This window comes from Frondihabitans sp. PhB161 (assembly GCF_003814635.1).
GTDB lineage: Bacteria > Actinomycetota > Actinomycetes > Actinomycetales > Microbacteriaceae > Frondihabitans.
The window spans coordinates 48,874-62,791 of the sequence record NZ_RKQW01000005.1; the positions used below are offsets into that span (position 1 = coordinate 48,874).

A 13,918-nucleotide genomic window follows, 5' to 3' on the forward strand; every position below is an offset into this window, starting at 1 on the left:
CGAGACACCAATGCCACTTCCTACCCTTTCGCGCCGCTTCGCCGCCCTGGTCGTTCTGACCGGAATCGTCCTGGGCAGCATCGTCGGTTTTGCCCGACCGGCCGCGGCACACGACGCCCTCGCCGGCTCCACCCCCGCCGCCGGTGAGACCGTCACCACGGCCCTCACCACCGTGGCTGTCGCCTTCACCGAAGCGCCCCTTGCGGACTTCGCCTCCGCGATCGCGCTGAAAGTCACCGACCCGACCGGAGCCACCGTCACCACCGGCGCCCCGACGGCCGAGGGAACCTCCCTCACCGTCCCGGTGACGATCACCCGCACCGGGGTCCATACCGTCGCCTGGCAGAGCGTGTCCCGGGACGGGCACCCCGTCTCGGGCACCTTCACCTTCACGTACGCCGGCCCCCTCCCCACCGCTCAGCCCGAGACCACGAACACACCCTCGCCCGCCAGGACGGCAGAAGCTTCAGACGCCGCCTCGACGACCGCTGAGCCGCCATCGGCGGGCTCGCACCGTGGCATCGAATTTGCTCCGGCCGCGCTCGTCATCGGCATCCCCCTGGTCCTCGTCATGGGCGCTGTCATCTGGCTCACCCGGCGCCGGCGCGGATTCCGCACGGCACCCGCCCGGCCGGACGGCGACGAATGACGGCGACACGCCCCCAGATGGCGCGGCCCCGCACCTTGGTGGTGCTGGGCCTGGCGGCGGCCGTGACCCTCGCCGTGGTCGTGGCCGTTTTGGTTGTGATCAAGCCGGGCGAGCTGGTGTTGATCGTCGACCCCGGCGAGATCGTCCGCACCGGTTACACCCTCAGTAAGACGGCCAGCAATCTCGCCGCCGCGGTCACCATCGGTGCCGCTTTCCTCGTCGCCACCGCCCTCACCGCTCACAAAGCCGCTCGCCGGAGCATGTTCCGGCTCATCCGCACCGCGGCCCTGGCCTGGGCCGGCGCCGGCATTGTCGCGAGCGTGTTCACCTTCGCCAACATCAGCGGCGTCCCCATCGGGAACGCCAGCAGGAGCGACTTCTGGTCACAGGCGAGCTACTACGCCACCGGCATCGAACTCGGCCAGGGCTGGACCGCCACCATCGTGGTCGCTTTGGTCATCGCGGTCTGGGCGTCAGTCGCTGTCCCGTCCGCTGGGCATGCCGCGGCCCTGGCCCTCGTCGGGATCGGCGGGTTGGTGCCCCTTGCCGAGCAGGGCCACGCCGCCAGCTCCGCCTCCCACAACCTGGCCGTCGTGTCGATCCTCATGCATGTGAGCTTCGCGTCGCTCTGGCTCGGCGGCCTCGTCGGGATCGTCTGGCTTCGCCGCACCCTCCCGGCCCGTCTTCTTCCCAGCGTCATGTGGCGGTATTCGGCCGCCGCGCTGGTGTGCTTTTTCGCCGTGGCACTCTCAGGGCTTGTGAGCGCGACCGTTCGGATCACCGACCTCACCACGTTGACCAGCACCTCCTACGGCCTGATCCTCCTCGGCAAAATCGCGGTGCTGTTGATCCTTGGCTCCCTCGGTGCTTCCTTCCGAACCAGGCTGTTGCCGCTGCTCGAGAGTGGACGCTCGAGGATGTTCTGGGTGCTCGTCGCGGTCGAGGTGGTGTTCATGGGGGTCGCTTCGGGTCTGGCGGCGGTTCTGGCCCGCACAGCACCGCCGGGTGCGGAACAGGAGATCTACGACACCGGTCCCGTGACCGCCGCAGAATCTCTTACCGGAGCGGCATTCCCCGCGGCCCCCACCTGGTCGACGGTCTTCTCCGGACAGCCCGACCCGGTCTGGTTGTTCGCCGTCGCCACTGCCGGGATTCTCTATCTCGGTGCCCTTCGTATCCTCGCTAGGCGTCGGGTCTCCTGGCGCCTCTCCCGGACGGTGGTGTTCCTGGCGGGCCTCTTCCTCGCGCTGTGGGTGACGTGCGGTCCCCTGTCGATCTACAGCACCTACCGGGTCAGCGCGTACACACTGTCTGTCGTTCTGCTGCTGGGGGCCGGAATGCTGCTTGCAGCCGGGAGGCCCGGTTCCCTCGCCGCTCTCACCCTCCCTACTCGGGCGGACAATTCCCGTGGTTCTCGGGAATGGGCGCGGACGCTCTGGACATCACAAGTCGCCCAAGTGCTGCTCACCGGAGCAGGCGCCGGGGTCACGGCCGGGGCTGTCGTGGTTCTTGCTGTGCTGCCGTGGGGCATGCGGTGGGCTGTGACGGACCCCGTGGGGCGGATGGTGGTGTTTGCACTGGTTCTTGTGGCGGGAGCTGGCTTTTCATTCGCCAGGCGACGCGCCCAGGCAGCAGGGGCATGGACCGGTTCCTTGCGTCTCGGCACCGTAGTCGTGGGGGCGCTGACACTCGCCGGCGTGACGCTTCTCGGGCCCCAACGGCTCGCTGACTGGTTCGCCGTCATGAATCCAGACGGTCTCGGCGCGGCTGCAACCGATCAACAAGCGGCCAGCCTCGTCCTGTTTGCCACGGCGGCTCTCGGGGTCTGTGTAGCAGCCGGATTAAACCTTCTGACCGTCTACAAAGTGAGAAAGTAACCCATGGTCACGCTCGAGGTACTCCACATCGCAGATTGCCCGAACTGGAAAGAGACCTTCCAGCGGCTGGAAATTGCCGCCGGGACAGCGCTCTCCACGAATGCTTCCCTGACTGCAACACTCATCGATTCCGCCGAGAAAGCGGAGGCGACACATTTCAGCGGATCCCCGACAATCCTCGTCAACGGAATGGACCTCTTCCCTTCGGAGGGACGCACCCGCGACCTTGCCTGCCGGATCTACATCACCCCGAACGGCCTGGCGGGCGCTCCAACGCAGGAACAACTTCTTGAAGCGCTTGCAGCTCATGGATGACACGATCAGTCCCGTCTGCTCCTGCTGTGGTCGGTCTTATCCGCGCCGCCGCCTCCACGCACTTGGTGACACCGCGCTCATCTGTCGAAGGTGCGGACTCTGGGTGGCGTTGCGACTGCGGAGTGACCCACCGGACACCACGCCGTCGGCGAGATGACCAACCCCCGAGCATCCTGACCTGAGGAACCGGGTCGCCGCGTGCCGCGCGTCTAATCGAATAGCGCCGGGAACCTCAGCAGGAAACCTGCGCAGCTACCAGTTAAATGCCCTCTTCCAGAGCCTGCATGGCCCGAATGTCACTCTGTTGGGTCACGATGATGTTGCGGGCCAACGCCGTGACCTGCGGGTTCGTGGACCGGTCAAGAACTGCCTGCGCCATCTCGATGCCGCCGCGGTGGTGGGCGATCATCAAGCGCAGGTACAACTGATCCTCTTCGGCGCCGGAGAGCTTCCCCAGCCGTGCAAGGTCACGAGCGGACGCGAATCCCGGCATCACGGCAGGCGCGGCGCCGCCCCGGTGGCCCATCGACATGCCGCGAGCGAGTGCAGGCCCGCTCATCCACGTCATCGAGGGTTCGGCCGGTGCTTGCGGCAGCCCCCACACTTCAAGCCACCCGAACATCTGTCCTGCCTGCTGCTGCTGGGATCTGGCGATGTCGTACGCGATCGTCTTCACCGCGGCACTCTCACCGCGGTCGCGGACCGTGAAAGACATGTCCACGGCCTGGTTGTGGTGCACCTGCATATCTCGGGCGAAGCCGGCCTCCGCGCTCGTGGTCGAGGGGACGGCGTCACCGCGAACGGTCCGGGTCCCGAGGAACACCCCGGCGACCAGGATCAGTGTCGCCGCGAGGACGGCTGCGGCGGTGAGGCGGATCCTGCTTCTCGTCACGCGATTTTGCCGGGGCCGTCGAGCCCGCCGGTGCACGGGGCGCCCGGCTCCGGCGCGGTGGAGGCCTGCCAGTACTTGGTGATGAATTGTTGAATCCGCGGGTCGTCGGTCTTGGAGAATCCGAGCTGCGCGCCCCAGGCGGAGATGAACATCGGCTTGTCCAGGCCCGAGAAGGGCGAGAGGACAGCGTAGGTGCTCGGGGCGAGCTTGCGGAGCGCTGCGATGTCGGACGCGGTGACCTGGTCGGGGTCGTAGGTGATCCAGATCGCGCCGTGCTCGAGGTCGTGGACGGCATTCTCGTTGGGGACCTGTTTGGTGTAGACGCCGCAGTTCAGCCACACCTGGTTGTGGTTCCCGCCCGCCGGCGGTGTCTGTGCATAGTCGACAGTTCCTGCGACGTGGTTGCTCGTGAGGCCGTCATACGTCTTCACGCCGGTGATCGACGACGCGGCCGGCGCCCTCGATGATCCCGAGGTGACGACGAACACGATCACGAGAGTCAGGACGGTAACGGCGGCGGCGCCTCCCACGATGAGGCCGACAAGACGGTTGCGTTTGGCCCGGGCCTGCTGGCGTTTAAGCTCAGCGACTTTCTCTTGCCGGCGGGCGAGGCGTTCCTGTTTCGTTGACGGGGTCTTAGAGCTGCCGTCGGGCGGGGTTCGAGCCACGGGATCCTCAAGGTTCGGGGGTGAACTTGCAACTGAGAGAAGTCATCAGAACGTCATCGGACACCTTAAGGATCACGGCTGGAGGAGTACCGAGAGAGCGGGCTTACGAACGCCTTCGGTTTCCTTCGTAACGAGGATTGGGCCCGGTGCGCCTGGGATGATCGAACATGCCCATCGCGCGGATCGTGGTCCTCTTCGTCCTAACGGTCATCGCCGAGATCGGTGGCGCGTGGCTTGTCTGGCAGGCCCTCCGCGAGGGGCGTTGGCGTGATCGCGCTCGGCGCGTACGGGTTCATCGCCACCCTCCAACCCAGTGCCGAGTTCGGGCGGATCATGGCGGCATACGGTGGCGTCTTCGTGGCGGGGTCGCTCGTGTGGGCGATGATCGCTGACAGGTTTCAACCCGACCGGTGGGACATCGCCGGCGCGATCATCTGCCTTCTCGGTGTGTCAGTGCTCATGTTCGCCCCCCACGCGCGAGCCCGTTAGTTCTGCCGGCTGTGTCTAGGTTTGGCTCACCCCTTTAGTTGATCTGTGGGCTGCGAAGCGTGCTCTCTGGCAGGTCAGGAGTGATGCGGGCGGTTGAAGGGGCGGCCGCGAATTTGCGCAGACGGAGACTGTTCGTGACGACAAAAACGGACGAGAACGCCATCGCGGCCCCGGCCAGCAGGGGATTCAGCAGGCCAAGTATGGCGATGGGGAGCGCTGCGACGTTGTATGCGAATGCCCAGAACAGGTTCCCTTTGATGGTGCCCAGGGTTCGGCGTGCCAGGCGGATCGCGTCGGCGGCGGCGGCGAGGTCGCCGGTCACGATGGTGATGTCGCTGGCGGCGATCGCCGCGTCGGTGCCGGTGCCCATCGCGATTCCGAGGTCGGCGGCCGCGAGGGCGGCGGCGTCGTTGACGCCGTCACCGACCATCGCCACCGTCCGTCCTGCCGATCGCAGGTCGCGGATGACGTCGAGTTTCCCTTGCGGGGTGGCGGCGGCGTGGATGGTGTCGATTCCGACTTGCCGGGCGACGTGCGAGGCAGCGCCGTGGTTGTCGCCAGTAAGGAGGATCGGGTGCAGCCCGAGCTGCCGGAAGTGGGCGATCGCGGCGGCGCTTGTCGGTTTCACGCTGTCACCGACCATCACCAGCCCCCGAAGCTCCCCGTCCCACGCGACAGCAACGACCGTCACCCCGCCGCTTTCCGCCGTCGCGCGGAGGGCTTCGGCCTCGACAGGGATGGGGATCGACCAGTGGGTGCTGAGCCAGTCTGTGCGCCCGGCGAGGATGACTCGACCGTCGACGACGGCGTGGATACCGTGACCGGGGGTGGCGGTGAAGGACTCGGCCTGGATGAGGTTGAGGCCGAAGCTTTCAGCGTGTGCGACGAGGGCGTGGGCGATGGGGTGTTCTGATCCGTGCTCGGCCGAGGCCAGCACCCTGATCAGGTCCTCCTCGGAGATGTCGCCGTGGGGGTGTGTCCCGGTGACGGTCATCTTTCCGGTGGTGATGGTGCCGGTCTTGTCGAGGACGATGGTGTCGACGCTGCGGGTCTGCTCGAGGACGTGGGGGCCGCTGATGAGGATGCCGAGTTGAGAGCCGCGCCCGGTCCCGACCAGAAGCGCTGTCGGAGTCGCCAAACCGAGTGCGCAGGGGCAGGCGATGATCAGCGTGGCGACCGCGGCGGTAAATGCCGCCTCGACACTTCCCCCGACAACGAGCCAGCCGATGAATGCCGCGATGGCGAGCCCGATGACGACGGGGACGAAGATGGCGGAGACCCGGTCGGCGAGGCGCTGCACGTCCGCTTTCCCGGACTGGGCTTGCTCAACGAGGCGGCCCATGCGGGCGAGTTCGGTGTCCGCTCCGACTCGGGTGACTTCGACGATGAGGCGGCCGCCGGAGTTGATGGTCGCCCCCACCACCCGGTCGCCGGGGGCGACCTCGACGGGGGTGGCTTCGCCGGTGAGCATGCTGGCGTCCACGGCGGAGATGCCGTCGGTGATCAGCCCGTCGGCGGCGATCTTCTCGCCTGGGCGGACGACGATCCGGTCTCCCACGGCAAGGGAGGACGCGGGAACGCGCTGCTCGGTGCTGCCGTGCAGCACGGTGGCGTCTTTCGCGCCGAGTTCCAGCAGCGCCCGGAGGGCGGCTCCGGAGTGTTTCTTCGCGCGCGCTTCGATGTACCGTCCGGCGAGGATGAACACGGTGACGGCCGAGGCGACCTCGAGATAGATGTCGCTTGTTCCGGAGCTGCGCCTGAGGGCGGTGAAGCTCATGTGCATGCCGGGCATCCCGGCGGTGCCGAAGAACAGCGCGTAGAGAGACCAGCCGAAAGCGGCGATGACGCCGACGCTGATCAGGGTGTCCATGGTGGCGGCCCCGTGGCGGGCGTTGACGAACGCCGCCCGGTGGAAGGGCCAGGCGCCCCACACCACGATCGGTCCGGCGAGGGCGAGGGCCAACCACTGCCAGTTCGTGAACTGCAACAGGGGGATCATCGACAGCGCCACCACCGGTATGGCGAGTGCGGTCGTGACCAGGAGGCGGTGTCGGAGCTGTTCTGCTTCCTGGTTCCGCGATTGCGGTTCTGTCGTGCCGGGGTCGACCGGCGCGGGCGAGGCGGGGAGGGTGGCGGTGTAGCCGGCCGCTTCGACGGTGGCGATGAGCACATCGGGGGTGACAGTGTCGGTGTCGATGCGGGCTTTCTCGGTGGCGTAGTTGACCGTCGCGGTCACCCCGGTGAGCTTGTTCAGTTTCCGCTCGATCCGGTTCGCGCACGACGCGCACGTCATCCCGCCGATGTCGAGCGTGACCCCCTGCTCGGGCATCGTGTTACGCCTCCACGAGGGTGTATCCGGCTTCCGTGACAGCCGCGTCGACGTGCTCGCGTGATATCGGGGCGGCACTCTCGATCATGACCGTGGAGGTTCCGCCCGCGTGCAGGTCCACGCGGACGTTCTGCACGCCTCCGATCTCGGACACCTCCTCGGTGACGCTGGCGACGCAGTGCTCGCAGGTCATCCCGTTGACCAGGTAGTGCTCCCGGATGACACCGGCGCCGGAGGCCTCGGTCGCGATGTTGGTGGTGGCGTCTTGCTGGTGGTGGCCGCAGGCGCACGCGTGGTTCTTGTCGGTCAGGCCGAGGTCGTTCGTGATGGTCGTGGTTCCGCACATGAGAATGCCTTTCGAGAGCGAGGTGGGCGCTGGGGCTTAGGAGCGGACGAGGCGGGCGATGGCCGCGGACGCTTCTCGGATCTTCTCCTCGGCGACGGTGCCGCCTTGGGCGGTGGCTTCCGCGACGCAGTGGCTGAGGTGGTCATCCAGAAGAGACAACGCCACGGTCTCCAACGCCTTCGTGGCGGCGGACACCTGGGTCAGGACGTCGATGCAGTAGGTGTCCTCCTCGACCATCCGCTGAATTCCGCGGACTTGACCCTCCGCGCGGCGCAACCGTTTCAGCAGCTCTTCTTTGTTGTCGATGTACCCGACCATGACACTCCTTCTCATACCCCAGAGGGGTACCCACGTTACCGAGGAATGGGCGGGCGTAGTGCTGATCGAACCGGATTCGGAGGATACCCCCAGGGGGTAGTCAATAGGCTCGGCTGGACAGGCTTTCTCCTGCGGATCGGAGGGCCGGCTTGTACACTCGTGCATCGATCGCCCCCGAGACGGAGACCATGACGATGACCAGCACCTCTCAGCCGGCGCCCCACGGGCTGCCGAAGCTGGGGATCGCTGTCCTCATGACGTTTCTGATGATCCTCGGCGCCGTCCTGATGCACACCCTGATGGGCCACACCGACCACGGCTCCGCGATGCCCGCCATGGGCTCGTCGGTGAGCACCAGCCACGACATGGCCGGCGACCACCATCACGCGTCCGCCGTCGAGGCACCCGGTCAGCACGCTGTCACGACAAGCGTCGCTGCTGCTGCGGCCACATTGTCGGCGGGGGTGTCGGATTGTGGTGGGCTGTGCGCGATGATCTGCTCCTTGATGGGGATGGCGTGCCTGATGGTGCTCGTCCTCTTCGCAGTCGCCTGGCTCCGTGGACGGACGAACCGTGCGCTGTTCGTCGTCTCGAAAGCGCTGGCCATGACGGCCGTCTGGGCACGTGGGGTCATCCCCCGCTGCCCGGTGTCTTTGACGGCACTGTCGATCATCCGGATCTGATCCTCTGGGCGAGGGCTCTTCTTGCTGCCCTCAGACAAGTCATCGCACGCGTCTGCGTGCATCACTTCTCACCCAAGGGACACACTTCCAATGAACCGCACCAAAACTCTGCTCGTCAGCTCCACCGTCCTCGCCGCCACCCTCGCCCTGGCCGGCTGCGCCCAGTCCTCGGACTCCGGGTCGGGCATGTCCGGGATGGATCACAGCTCCTCCTCCGCCGCGGCGTCCGACTCCTTCAACGACCAGGACGTGACGTTTGCCCAGATGATGCTCCCGCACCACAAACAGGCCGTGGAGATGAGCGACATGCTCCTCGCCAAGGGGTCCGGTGTGAACGCGGATGTTTCCGCGTTGGCGACCAAGATCAAGGCCGAGCAGTCGCCGGAGATCACCGAGCTGACGGGGTGGTTGAAGGACTGGAAGCAGTCCACCTCCTCGAGCATGTCCGGGTCGATGTCGGGCATGATGTCCGACGGTGACATGGCCGCCCTCGACAAGGCGTCCGCATCCGACGCCGGCAAGTTGTTCCTGACGCAGATGATCGAGCACCACACCAGTGCCGTCGCCATGGCCAAGACCGAGGTCAGCAAGGGCAAGGACAAGGACGCTGTCGCGTTGGCGAAGTCGATCGTCAGCTCCCAGTCCGCCGAGATCACGCAGATGAAGGACATGCTCGCGTCCCTCTAAGACGCAGCTCGGAGGGGCGCCCCACCAGCGCCCCACCGGTTTCCTTCACCTGCCCCGCGCGCCGCGCCGTGCACGGATCCCCTGATTTCGGAGAACCACATGATCGACCCTTTGCCCACCACCGTCCACCTCACCCGCCGCGAAGCTCTCGCCGCCGAACGCCGCCACCGGGCCGGCCCCCACCAGGCAGTCGGCGCCACCCGTCCCATCGCCGTGATCCAGCCGGTCGTCCCGGCCGTGGCTCGGCGTCCCGCGATGCGGACGGCGTCGCTGCCGCTCGTGGGTGCTGCGGCAGCTCTTTTGATGTTCACGGTCAACACGACCCCGGCCGTTGCCGCCACCGGGACCCCCACCACGACCGGGCCCGTGACGGTCATTGCCCCCCATGGGCAGACCTTCAACACAGGGTCGACCGGTGTTGTCGTGGCCGCCCGGGACAGTTACTCGGTCACCGCGCCCGCGCCCCGGCCAGTGGTCGCCGCGCCTGTGATCTCGACCTCTGTCGGCACCAGCTCCAGCGCGAATGCCGCTGTTGCGGCTCCCTCCCTACCCTCTACAGGCGGCGGGCTCGTCCGGCGCCCGTTCCCGGGGTTGACGAAGATCAGTTCACCGTTCGGGTACCGGTCAGCGCCGTGCGCTGGGTGCACGTCCTTCCACGAAGGCACCGACCTCACTCCCGGCGCCGGCACTCCGATCGGAGCGGTCGCCGCCGGCACCGTGGCTGTCTCCGGGTGGCACTCGAACTACGGCCAGTACGTCATCATCGACCACCAGATCGACGGTCGGAAAATCAGCAGCCTTTACGGCCACATGCAGGCCGGCTCCTCACCCCTGCACGTGGGCGACACCGTCGCCGCGGGCACGTTTGTCGGCCTCGTGGGTAACACCGGCATCTCCACCGGCGCGCACCTGCACTTGGAGATCCGCCTCGACGGGACCCTGCCGGTCGACCCGATGGTCTGGTTCGCCGCGCACGGCGCCTGACCCGTACCTAAAAACGCACTCACCAACGGTACCCCCCGGGGGTATAGTGAGGCGTCGGTGAATCGAAACGAGGATGAGCATGTTCGTGCTGCAAGCAATCGGTGACGCTCTCGCCGCTGCGGGATCGATGGGGTGGGAGATTCTCTGGCCTTTGATCCTCGGCTTCACCCTGTCCGGAATCATTCAGGCCGTGGTCCGCACCGAACGGATCACCAAGCTGATGAATGACGATTCCCCCCGCGCCATCGGGGTCGCCACCGGCCTTGGTGCACTGTCCTCGTCGTGCTCCTACGCCGCCGTCGCTCTTGCTCGCGCGCTCTTCCGCAAGGGTGCAAGCCTCTCGTCGGCCATGGCGTTCGAGGTCGCGTCGACGAACCTCGTCGTCGAGCTGGGGCTCATCCTCGCGTTCGTGATGGGCTGGCAGTTCACTGTCGCGGAGTTCGTCGGCGGCCCGATCATGATCATCCTCATCGCCCTCGGCTTCCGCCTCTGGATGCGCGGCAAGATCGTCGACGCCGCCCGCGAACAGGCCGAGAAGGGCCTTGCCGGGTCCATGGAGGGCCACGCCGCCATGGACATGTCCGTCGCCGGGGATCAGGGGTTCTGGAAGCGGCTGTTCTCACGCCCCGGCGTGACGAGCGTGTCGCAGTACTTCGTCATGGACTGGGCCTCGGTCATCCGAGACATCATCATCGGCCTGCTCATCGCCGGCGCCTTCGACGCCTGGGTGCCCAAGTCCTGGCTCCAAGCGTTGTTCTTCGAGGGCCACCCGACACTGGCGTTCATCATCGACCCCATCATCGGACCGCTCCTGGCGATGGTCAGCTTCGTCTGCTCCGTCGGGAACGTCCCGCTGGCCGCGGTCCTCTGGAACGGCGGGATCTCGTTCGGCGGGGTGATCAGCTTCATCTTCGCCGACCTGATCATCATCCCGATCATCATCATCTACAAGAAGTACTACGGCCTCAAAGCAGCCCTCCGCATCACGGCCATCTTCTACGGCGCCATGGTCATCGCCGGCTACGCCGTGGAGCTGATCTTCACCCCGCTCGGACTCATCCCCACGAACCGACACCTGTCGATCGTGATGTCCTCCATCACCTGGAACTACACCACCTGGCTCAACATCGTCTTCCTGGTGATCGCAGCCATTCTGCTTATCGTCTTCGTCCGTAGCGGCTCCTGGTCGATGCTGCGCATGATGAGCGGAAACCCCGACTCAGACAGCGACGACCACCACGGACACGATCACTCCCACGGTCACGACCACTCCCCCGACACGGCCGACTCCTCCGAGAGCCACCATCACCACCCCTGATCATTAGGGAGAGCGCGGGCGCTCCCGCGGGGTGTCAGGCGATGGGTTTGGCGTTGAGTGGCGTGACGGTGAAGGCGTCCACGTTGTGGATGGCCTCGCGGACATGCTCGGACGCATGCCCGGCAAGGTGGGTGGCTTCGGACAGGTCGTCCGTGTCGACGACGATGGTCGCGGATCCGATGAGTCGGTGACCGATCCACCGGAGCCGGAGCTCCTGCACTTCCCGCACTCCGTCGGCGTGCTCGAGAGCGTGCTCGGCCCGCTCGTAGAGGTCGGGGTCGATGCTGTCCATCAGGCGGGCGCCGATGGACTTGATCGTCCCCCACAGCAGCAACACGATCGAGATGGCGATGAGGAGGCCGATGATGGGGTCCGCGAGGGGAAACCCGAGGAGGACACCGATCGCGCCGAGGACCACCGAGAGGGACGTGAACCCGTCGAGGCGCGCGTGCACTCCGTCCGCGACGAGTGCAGCTGACCCGATCTTCCGCCCCACGCGGATGCGGTAGATCGCGACGAGTTCGTTGCCGATGAAGCCGATGATCCCGGCGAGAACGAGGAGCCAGGGGTTCTCGATGGATCTCGGATGGATGAACCTGCTGATTGCCTCCCACCCGGCCACGACGGCGGACACGGCGACGACGAACACGATGAACATGCCCGCGAGGTCCTCGGCACGCCCGTACCCGTAGGTGTAGCGGCGCGTCGCGACCCGTCGCCCGAGGACGAATGCGATCCACAGCGGCACAGCCGTCAGGGCGTCGGCGAAGTTGTGGATCGTGTCCGCCAGCAGAGCCACCGAGCCGGTGAGGCCGACGAGGATTGCTTGGAGCACCGTGGTCCCGAGCAGGACGAACATGCTGATCTTGAGAGCACGAACACCGGCCGTGGATGCCTCCACGGCGTCATCGATGCTGTCCGCCGAATCGTGCGTGTGCGGCACAAACAGGTCATAGAGAAACCCCTTGACGCCGCCGTGAGGGTGCGAGTGCCCATGGTCATGGCCGTGGGCGTGCTCGTGCTCGTGCTCGTGCTCATGCTCATGCTCATGCTCATGCTCATGCTCATGCTCATGCTCATGCTCATGCTCATGCTCGTGCTCGTGCTCGTGCTCGCCAGGGTGAGTGTGCTGGTGGCCGCCGCCGTGCGTGTGATTGGTCACGAAGTCTGCCCTTCTGATGCATGGTGCGGGGCGTGGCCGACGACGTGCTCAGCCTGCTTGATGGCGTCGATCACCAGCTCGGAAGCGTGCTCGTCGGTCAGCCGGTAGAAGACCGTCGTCCCTTCCCTCCGGGTCTGCACCATCCGTGCCAGCCTCAGCTTCGCGAGGTGCTGTGACACAGCCGGCGCACTCTTACCAACGGCCTCGGCCAGGACGTTGACGGACATCTCCTCCGCGTTCTTCAACGCAAGGATGATCCTCACGCGAGTGGCGTCGGCGAGCATCACGAAGACCTCTACAGCCAGCTCGACGTACTCCGAGTCCTGGTCTAAGCCGGTTACTTGCGTATCTAAGTGCACACGCAAATTATAGCTCGGACGCTGTCGACGAAGGAGCTCGGACTCCCCCGCCTTGTGGGGAGCGATTCAGAGCCGGCTGCGCAGGTCTGCGACTCGAGAGTGAATATCGTCCCGAACGAGGCGCATTCGCTCCATTCCTTCGATGCCCCGCTCGGAGGGTTCATCTGTGATCCACGTCTCGAACTGAACCCCGGGAACCTCTTCGACTTTCGCCTCGGCACCGAGAATCACGACGACGTCGGCCGCGGCGATCATGTCTGCGGTGAGCGATTTGGGATGCTCGTCACCAACGTCAATGCCCAGCTCTTCAAGAGCCTGGACTGACTGGGCATTCAGGGAAGCCCCGGGCCTTGTGCCGGCAGAGAGCACTGTGACTTCGTCACCAGCGAGGTCGCGCATCAGGGCTGCGGCCATTTGCGACTTGCCCCCGTTCTTCTGACAGACGAAAACGACAGAGGGCTGATGGGTGTTCATACGGCGAACTGTACTGACGGCGGGAGAACGAGACACCCGAATCCGCGTCTCAATAGCCGATCGCCCACCGGACGATCGCTAGCTCCGACCGCTCCCCTGGAGCTACGCGGATCTATAAGTCTCGGATAGGTGGTCCGACGTCGATTCCGGTGACGGTGCCTCATTCGGACACCGAGGCAGCCAGGTGCGTCTCGCAAAACTAAAGTTTTCCGAGACGTCTCATCTTCTCCAGGAGGCTCCGGCCGCTCCCCCAAAAACCCGCGGAACATGAAGACAGGCTCGTGTCTCGATAACTAGTCTCGACCACTTTCATCGTGTCGCCCGTTTTCTAGGAGTTTCTGAGACACACTGGGGTCATGAGGCTTCTC

General features: G+C 65.9%; 15 protein-coding genes and 1 pseudogene. 8 read left to right on the forward strand and 8 right to left on the reverse strand.

Translation table 11 applies throughout. The features are described from left to right. Positions 1–10 precede the first annotated feature (10 nt). From EDF39_RS16975 to EDF39_RS16985, 3 genes are read left to right on the forward strand one after another with little or no spacing between them, the layout of a single operon-like run. Complete coding sequence (locus EDF39_RS16975) at positions 11–649, forward strand: copper resistance CopC family protein (RefSeq protein ID WP_123945024.1); 639 nt, start codon at positions 11–13, stop codon at positions 647–649. Next, complete coding sequence (locus EDF39_RS16980) at positions 646–2,526, forward strand: cytochrome c oxidase assembly protein (RefSeq protein WP_123945026.1); 1,881 nt, start codon at positions 646–648, stop codon at positions 2,524–2,526. Before EDF39_RS16975 ends, EDF39_RS16980 begins: the two co-directional genes overlap by 4 nt. A 3-nt stretch (positions 2,527–2,529) precedes the next feature. Further along, entirely contained in the window at positions 2,530–2,841 is a 312-nt protein-coding gene (locus EDF39_RS16985; protein WP_123945028.1) for a thioredoxin family protein, read from the forward strand. 259 nt (positions 2,842–3,100) lie between these two features. On the opposite strand, the gene EDF39_RS16990 is transcribed toward EDF39_RS16985, so the two are convergent. Together EDF39_RS16990 and EDF39_RS16995 are read right to left on the reverse strand one after the other, a co-directional pair. After that, the gene (locus EDF39_RS16990; protein WP_233573192.1) at positions 3,101–3,733 is read right to left on the reverse strand and encodes a DUF305 domain-containing protein; all 633 of its coding nucleotides are present in this window, start codon (positions 3,731–3,733) and stop codon (positions 3,101–3,103) included. Then, positions 3,730–4,401 carry a DUF3105 domain-containing protein gene (locus EDF39_RS16995; RefSeq protein WP_123945030.1) on the reverse strand — a complete coding sequence of 224 codons (672 nt, stop codon included), beginning with the start codon at positions 4,399–4,401 and terminating at the stop codon, positions 3,730–3,732. The genes EDF39_RS16990 and EDF39_RS16995 overlap by 4 nt, the downstream gene beginning before the upstream one ends. A 167-nt stretch (positions 4,402–4,568) precedes the next feature. Between EDF39_RS16995 and EDF39_RS17000 the strand changes: the two are divergent. Continuing rightward, positions 4,569–4,890: pseudogene (locus tag EDF39_RS17000) on the forward strand (YnfA family protein). A 34-nt stretch (positions 4,891–4,924) separates the two neighbouring features. On the opposite strand, the gene EDF39_RS17005 reads toward EDF39_RS17000, so the two are convergent. From EDF39_RS17005 to EDF39_RS17015, 3 genes are read right to left on the reverse strand one after another with little or no spacing between them, the layout of a single operon-like run. Then, entirely contained in the window at positions 4,925–7,219 is a 2,295-nt protein-coding gene (locus EDF39_RS17005) for a cation-translocating P-type ATPase (protein WP_123945032.1), read from the reverse strand. A gap of 4 nt (positions 7,220–7,223) precedes the next feature. After that, positions 7,224–7,565, reverse strand: a complete 342-nt coding sequence (locus tag EDF39_RS17010; protein WP_123945034.1) for a heavy-metal-associated domain-containing protein — start codon at positions 7,563–7,565, stop codon at positions 7,224–7,226. 36 nt (positions 7,566–7,601) lie between these two features. Then, a complete protein-coding gene (locus EDF39_RS17015) occupies positions 7,602–7,883 on the reverse strand; it encodes a metal-sensitive transcriptional regulator (protein WP_123945036.1) in 282 nt (93 codons plus the stop codon). A gap of 188 nt (positions 7,884–8,071) precedes the next feature. Between EDF39_RS17015 and EDF39_RS17020 the strand changes: the two genes are divergently transcribed. From EDF39_RS17020 to EDF39_RS17035, 4 genes are all read left to right on the forward strand, one after another. Then, positions 8,072–8,566: a hypothetical protein gene (locus EDF39_RS17020; protein ID WP_123945038.1), complete on the forward strand. Its 495-nt coding sequence runs from the start codon at positions 8,072–8,074 to the stop codon at positions 8,564–8,566. Positions 8,567–8,656: 90 nt separating this feature from the next. Then, positions 8,657–9,253, forward strand: coding sequence for a DUF305 domain-containing protein (locus tag EDF39_RS17025; RefSeq protein ID WP_123945040.1), 597 nt, complete (start codon positions 8,657–8,659; stop codon positions 9,251–9,253). A 99-nt stretch (positions 9,254–9,352) separates the two neighbouring features. Next, positions 9,353–10,237 carry a M23 family metallopeptidase gene (locus EDF39_RS17030; RefSeq protein ID WP_123945042.1) on the forward strand — a complete coding sequence of 295 codons (885 nt, stop codon included), beginning with the start codon at positions 9,353–9,355 and terminating at the stop codon, positions 10,235–10,237. A gap of 79 nt (positions 10,238–10,316) precedes the next feature. Further along, on the forward strand, positions 10,317–11,555 hold the full coding sequence (locus EDF39_RS17035; RefSeq protein ID WP_199726244.1) for a permease: 1,239 nt from the start codon (positions 10,317–10,319) through the stop codon (positions 11,553–11,555). A 34-nt stretch (positions 11,556–11,589) separates the two neighbouring features. On the opposite strand, the gene EDF39_RS17040 is transcribed toward EDF39_RS17035, so the two are convergent. The 3 genes from EDF39_RS17040 to EDF39_RS17050 form a co-directional block, all read right to left on the reverse strand. Further along, positions 11,590–12,717 carry a cation diffusion facilitator family transporter gene (locus EDF39_RS17040; protein ID WP_123945046.1) on the reverse strand — a complete coding sequence of 376 codons (1,128 nt, stop codon included), beginning with the start codon at positions 12,715–12,717 and terminating at the stop codon, positions 11,590–11,592. Continuing rightward, on the reverse strand, positions 12,714–13,076 hold the full coding sequence (locus EDF39_RS17045) for a metalloregulator ArsR/SmtB family transcription factor (RefSeq protein WP_255410134.1): 363 nt from the start codon (positions 13,074–13,076) through the stop codon (positions 12,714–12,716). The genes EDF39_RS17040 and EDF39_RS17045 overlap by 4 nt, the downstream gene beginning before the upstream one ends. A gap of 66 nt (positions 13,077–13,142) precedes the next feature. Next, positions 13,143–13,550 (reverse strand): low molecular weight phosphatase family protein, encoded by a 408-nt coding sequence (locus EDF39_RS17050; RefSeq protein ID WP_123945048.1) that lies wholly within the window; start codon positions 13,548–13,550, stop codon positions 13,143–13,145. Positions 13,551–13,918: the final 368 nt, after the last annotated feature.

Coding starts and splice junctions, on each gene's coding strand:
- EDF39_RS16975 (WP_123945024.1), top strand. CDS start 11: ATGCCACTTCCTACCCTTTCGCGCCGCTTCGCCGCCCTGGTCGTTCTG.
- EDF39_RS16985 (WP_123945028.1), top strand. CDS start 2,530: ATGGTCACGCTCGAGGTACTCCACATCGCAGATTGCCCGAACTGGAAA.
- EDF39_RS17050 (WP_123945048.1), bottom strand. CDS start 13,550: ATGAACACCCATCAGCCCTCTGTCGTTTTCGTCTGTCAGAAGAACGGG.
- EDF39_RS17025 (WP_123945040.1), top strand. CDS start 8,657: ATGAACCGCACCAAAACTCTGCTCGTCAGCTCCACCGTCCTCGCCGCC.
- EDF39_RS17015 (WP_123945036.1), bottom strand. CDS start 7,883: ATGGTCGGGTACATCGACAACAAAGAAGAGCTGCTGAAACGGTTGCGC.
- EDF39_RS17035 (WP_199726244.1), top strand. CDS start 10,317: ATGTTCGTGCTGCAAGCAATCGGTGACGCTCTCGCCGCTGCGGGATCG.
- EDF39_RS17010 (WP_123945034.1), bottom strand. CDS start 7,565: ATGTGCGGAACCACGACCATCACGAACGACCTCGGCCTGACCGACAAG.
- EDF39_RS17030 (WP_123945042.1), top strand. CDS start 9,353: ATGATCGACCCTTTGCCCACCACCGTCCACCTCACCCGCCGCGAAGCT.
- EDF39_RS17005 (WP_123945032.1), bottom strand. CDS start 7,219: ATGCCCGAGCAGGGGGTCACGCTCGACATCGGCGGGATGACGTGCGCG.
- EDF39_RS17020 (WP_123945038.1), top strand. CDS start 8,072: ATGACGATGACCAGCACCTCTCAGCCGGCGCCCCACGGGCTGCCGAAG.
- EDF39_RS16980 (WP_123945026.1), top strand. CDS start 646: ATGACGGCGACACGCCCCCAGATGGCGCGGCCCCGCACCTTGGTGGTG.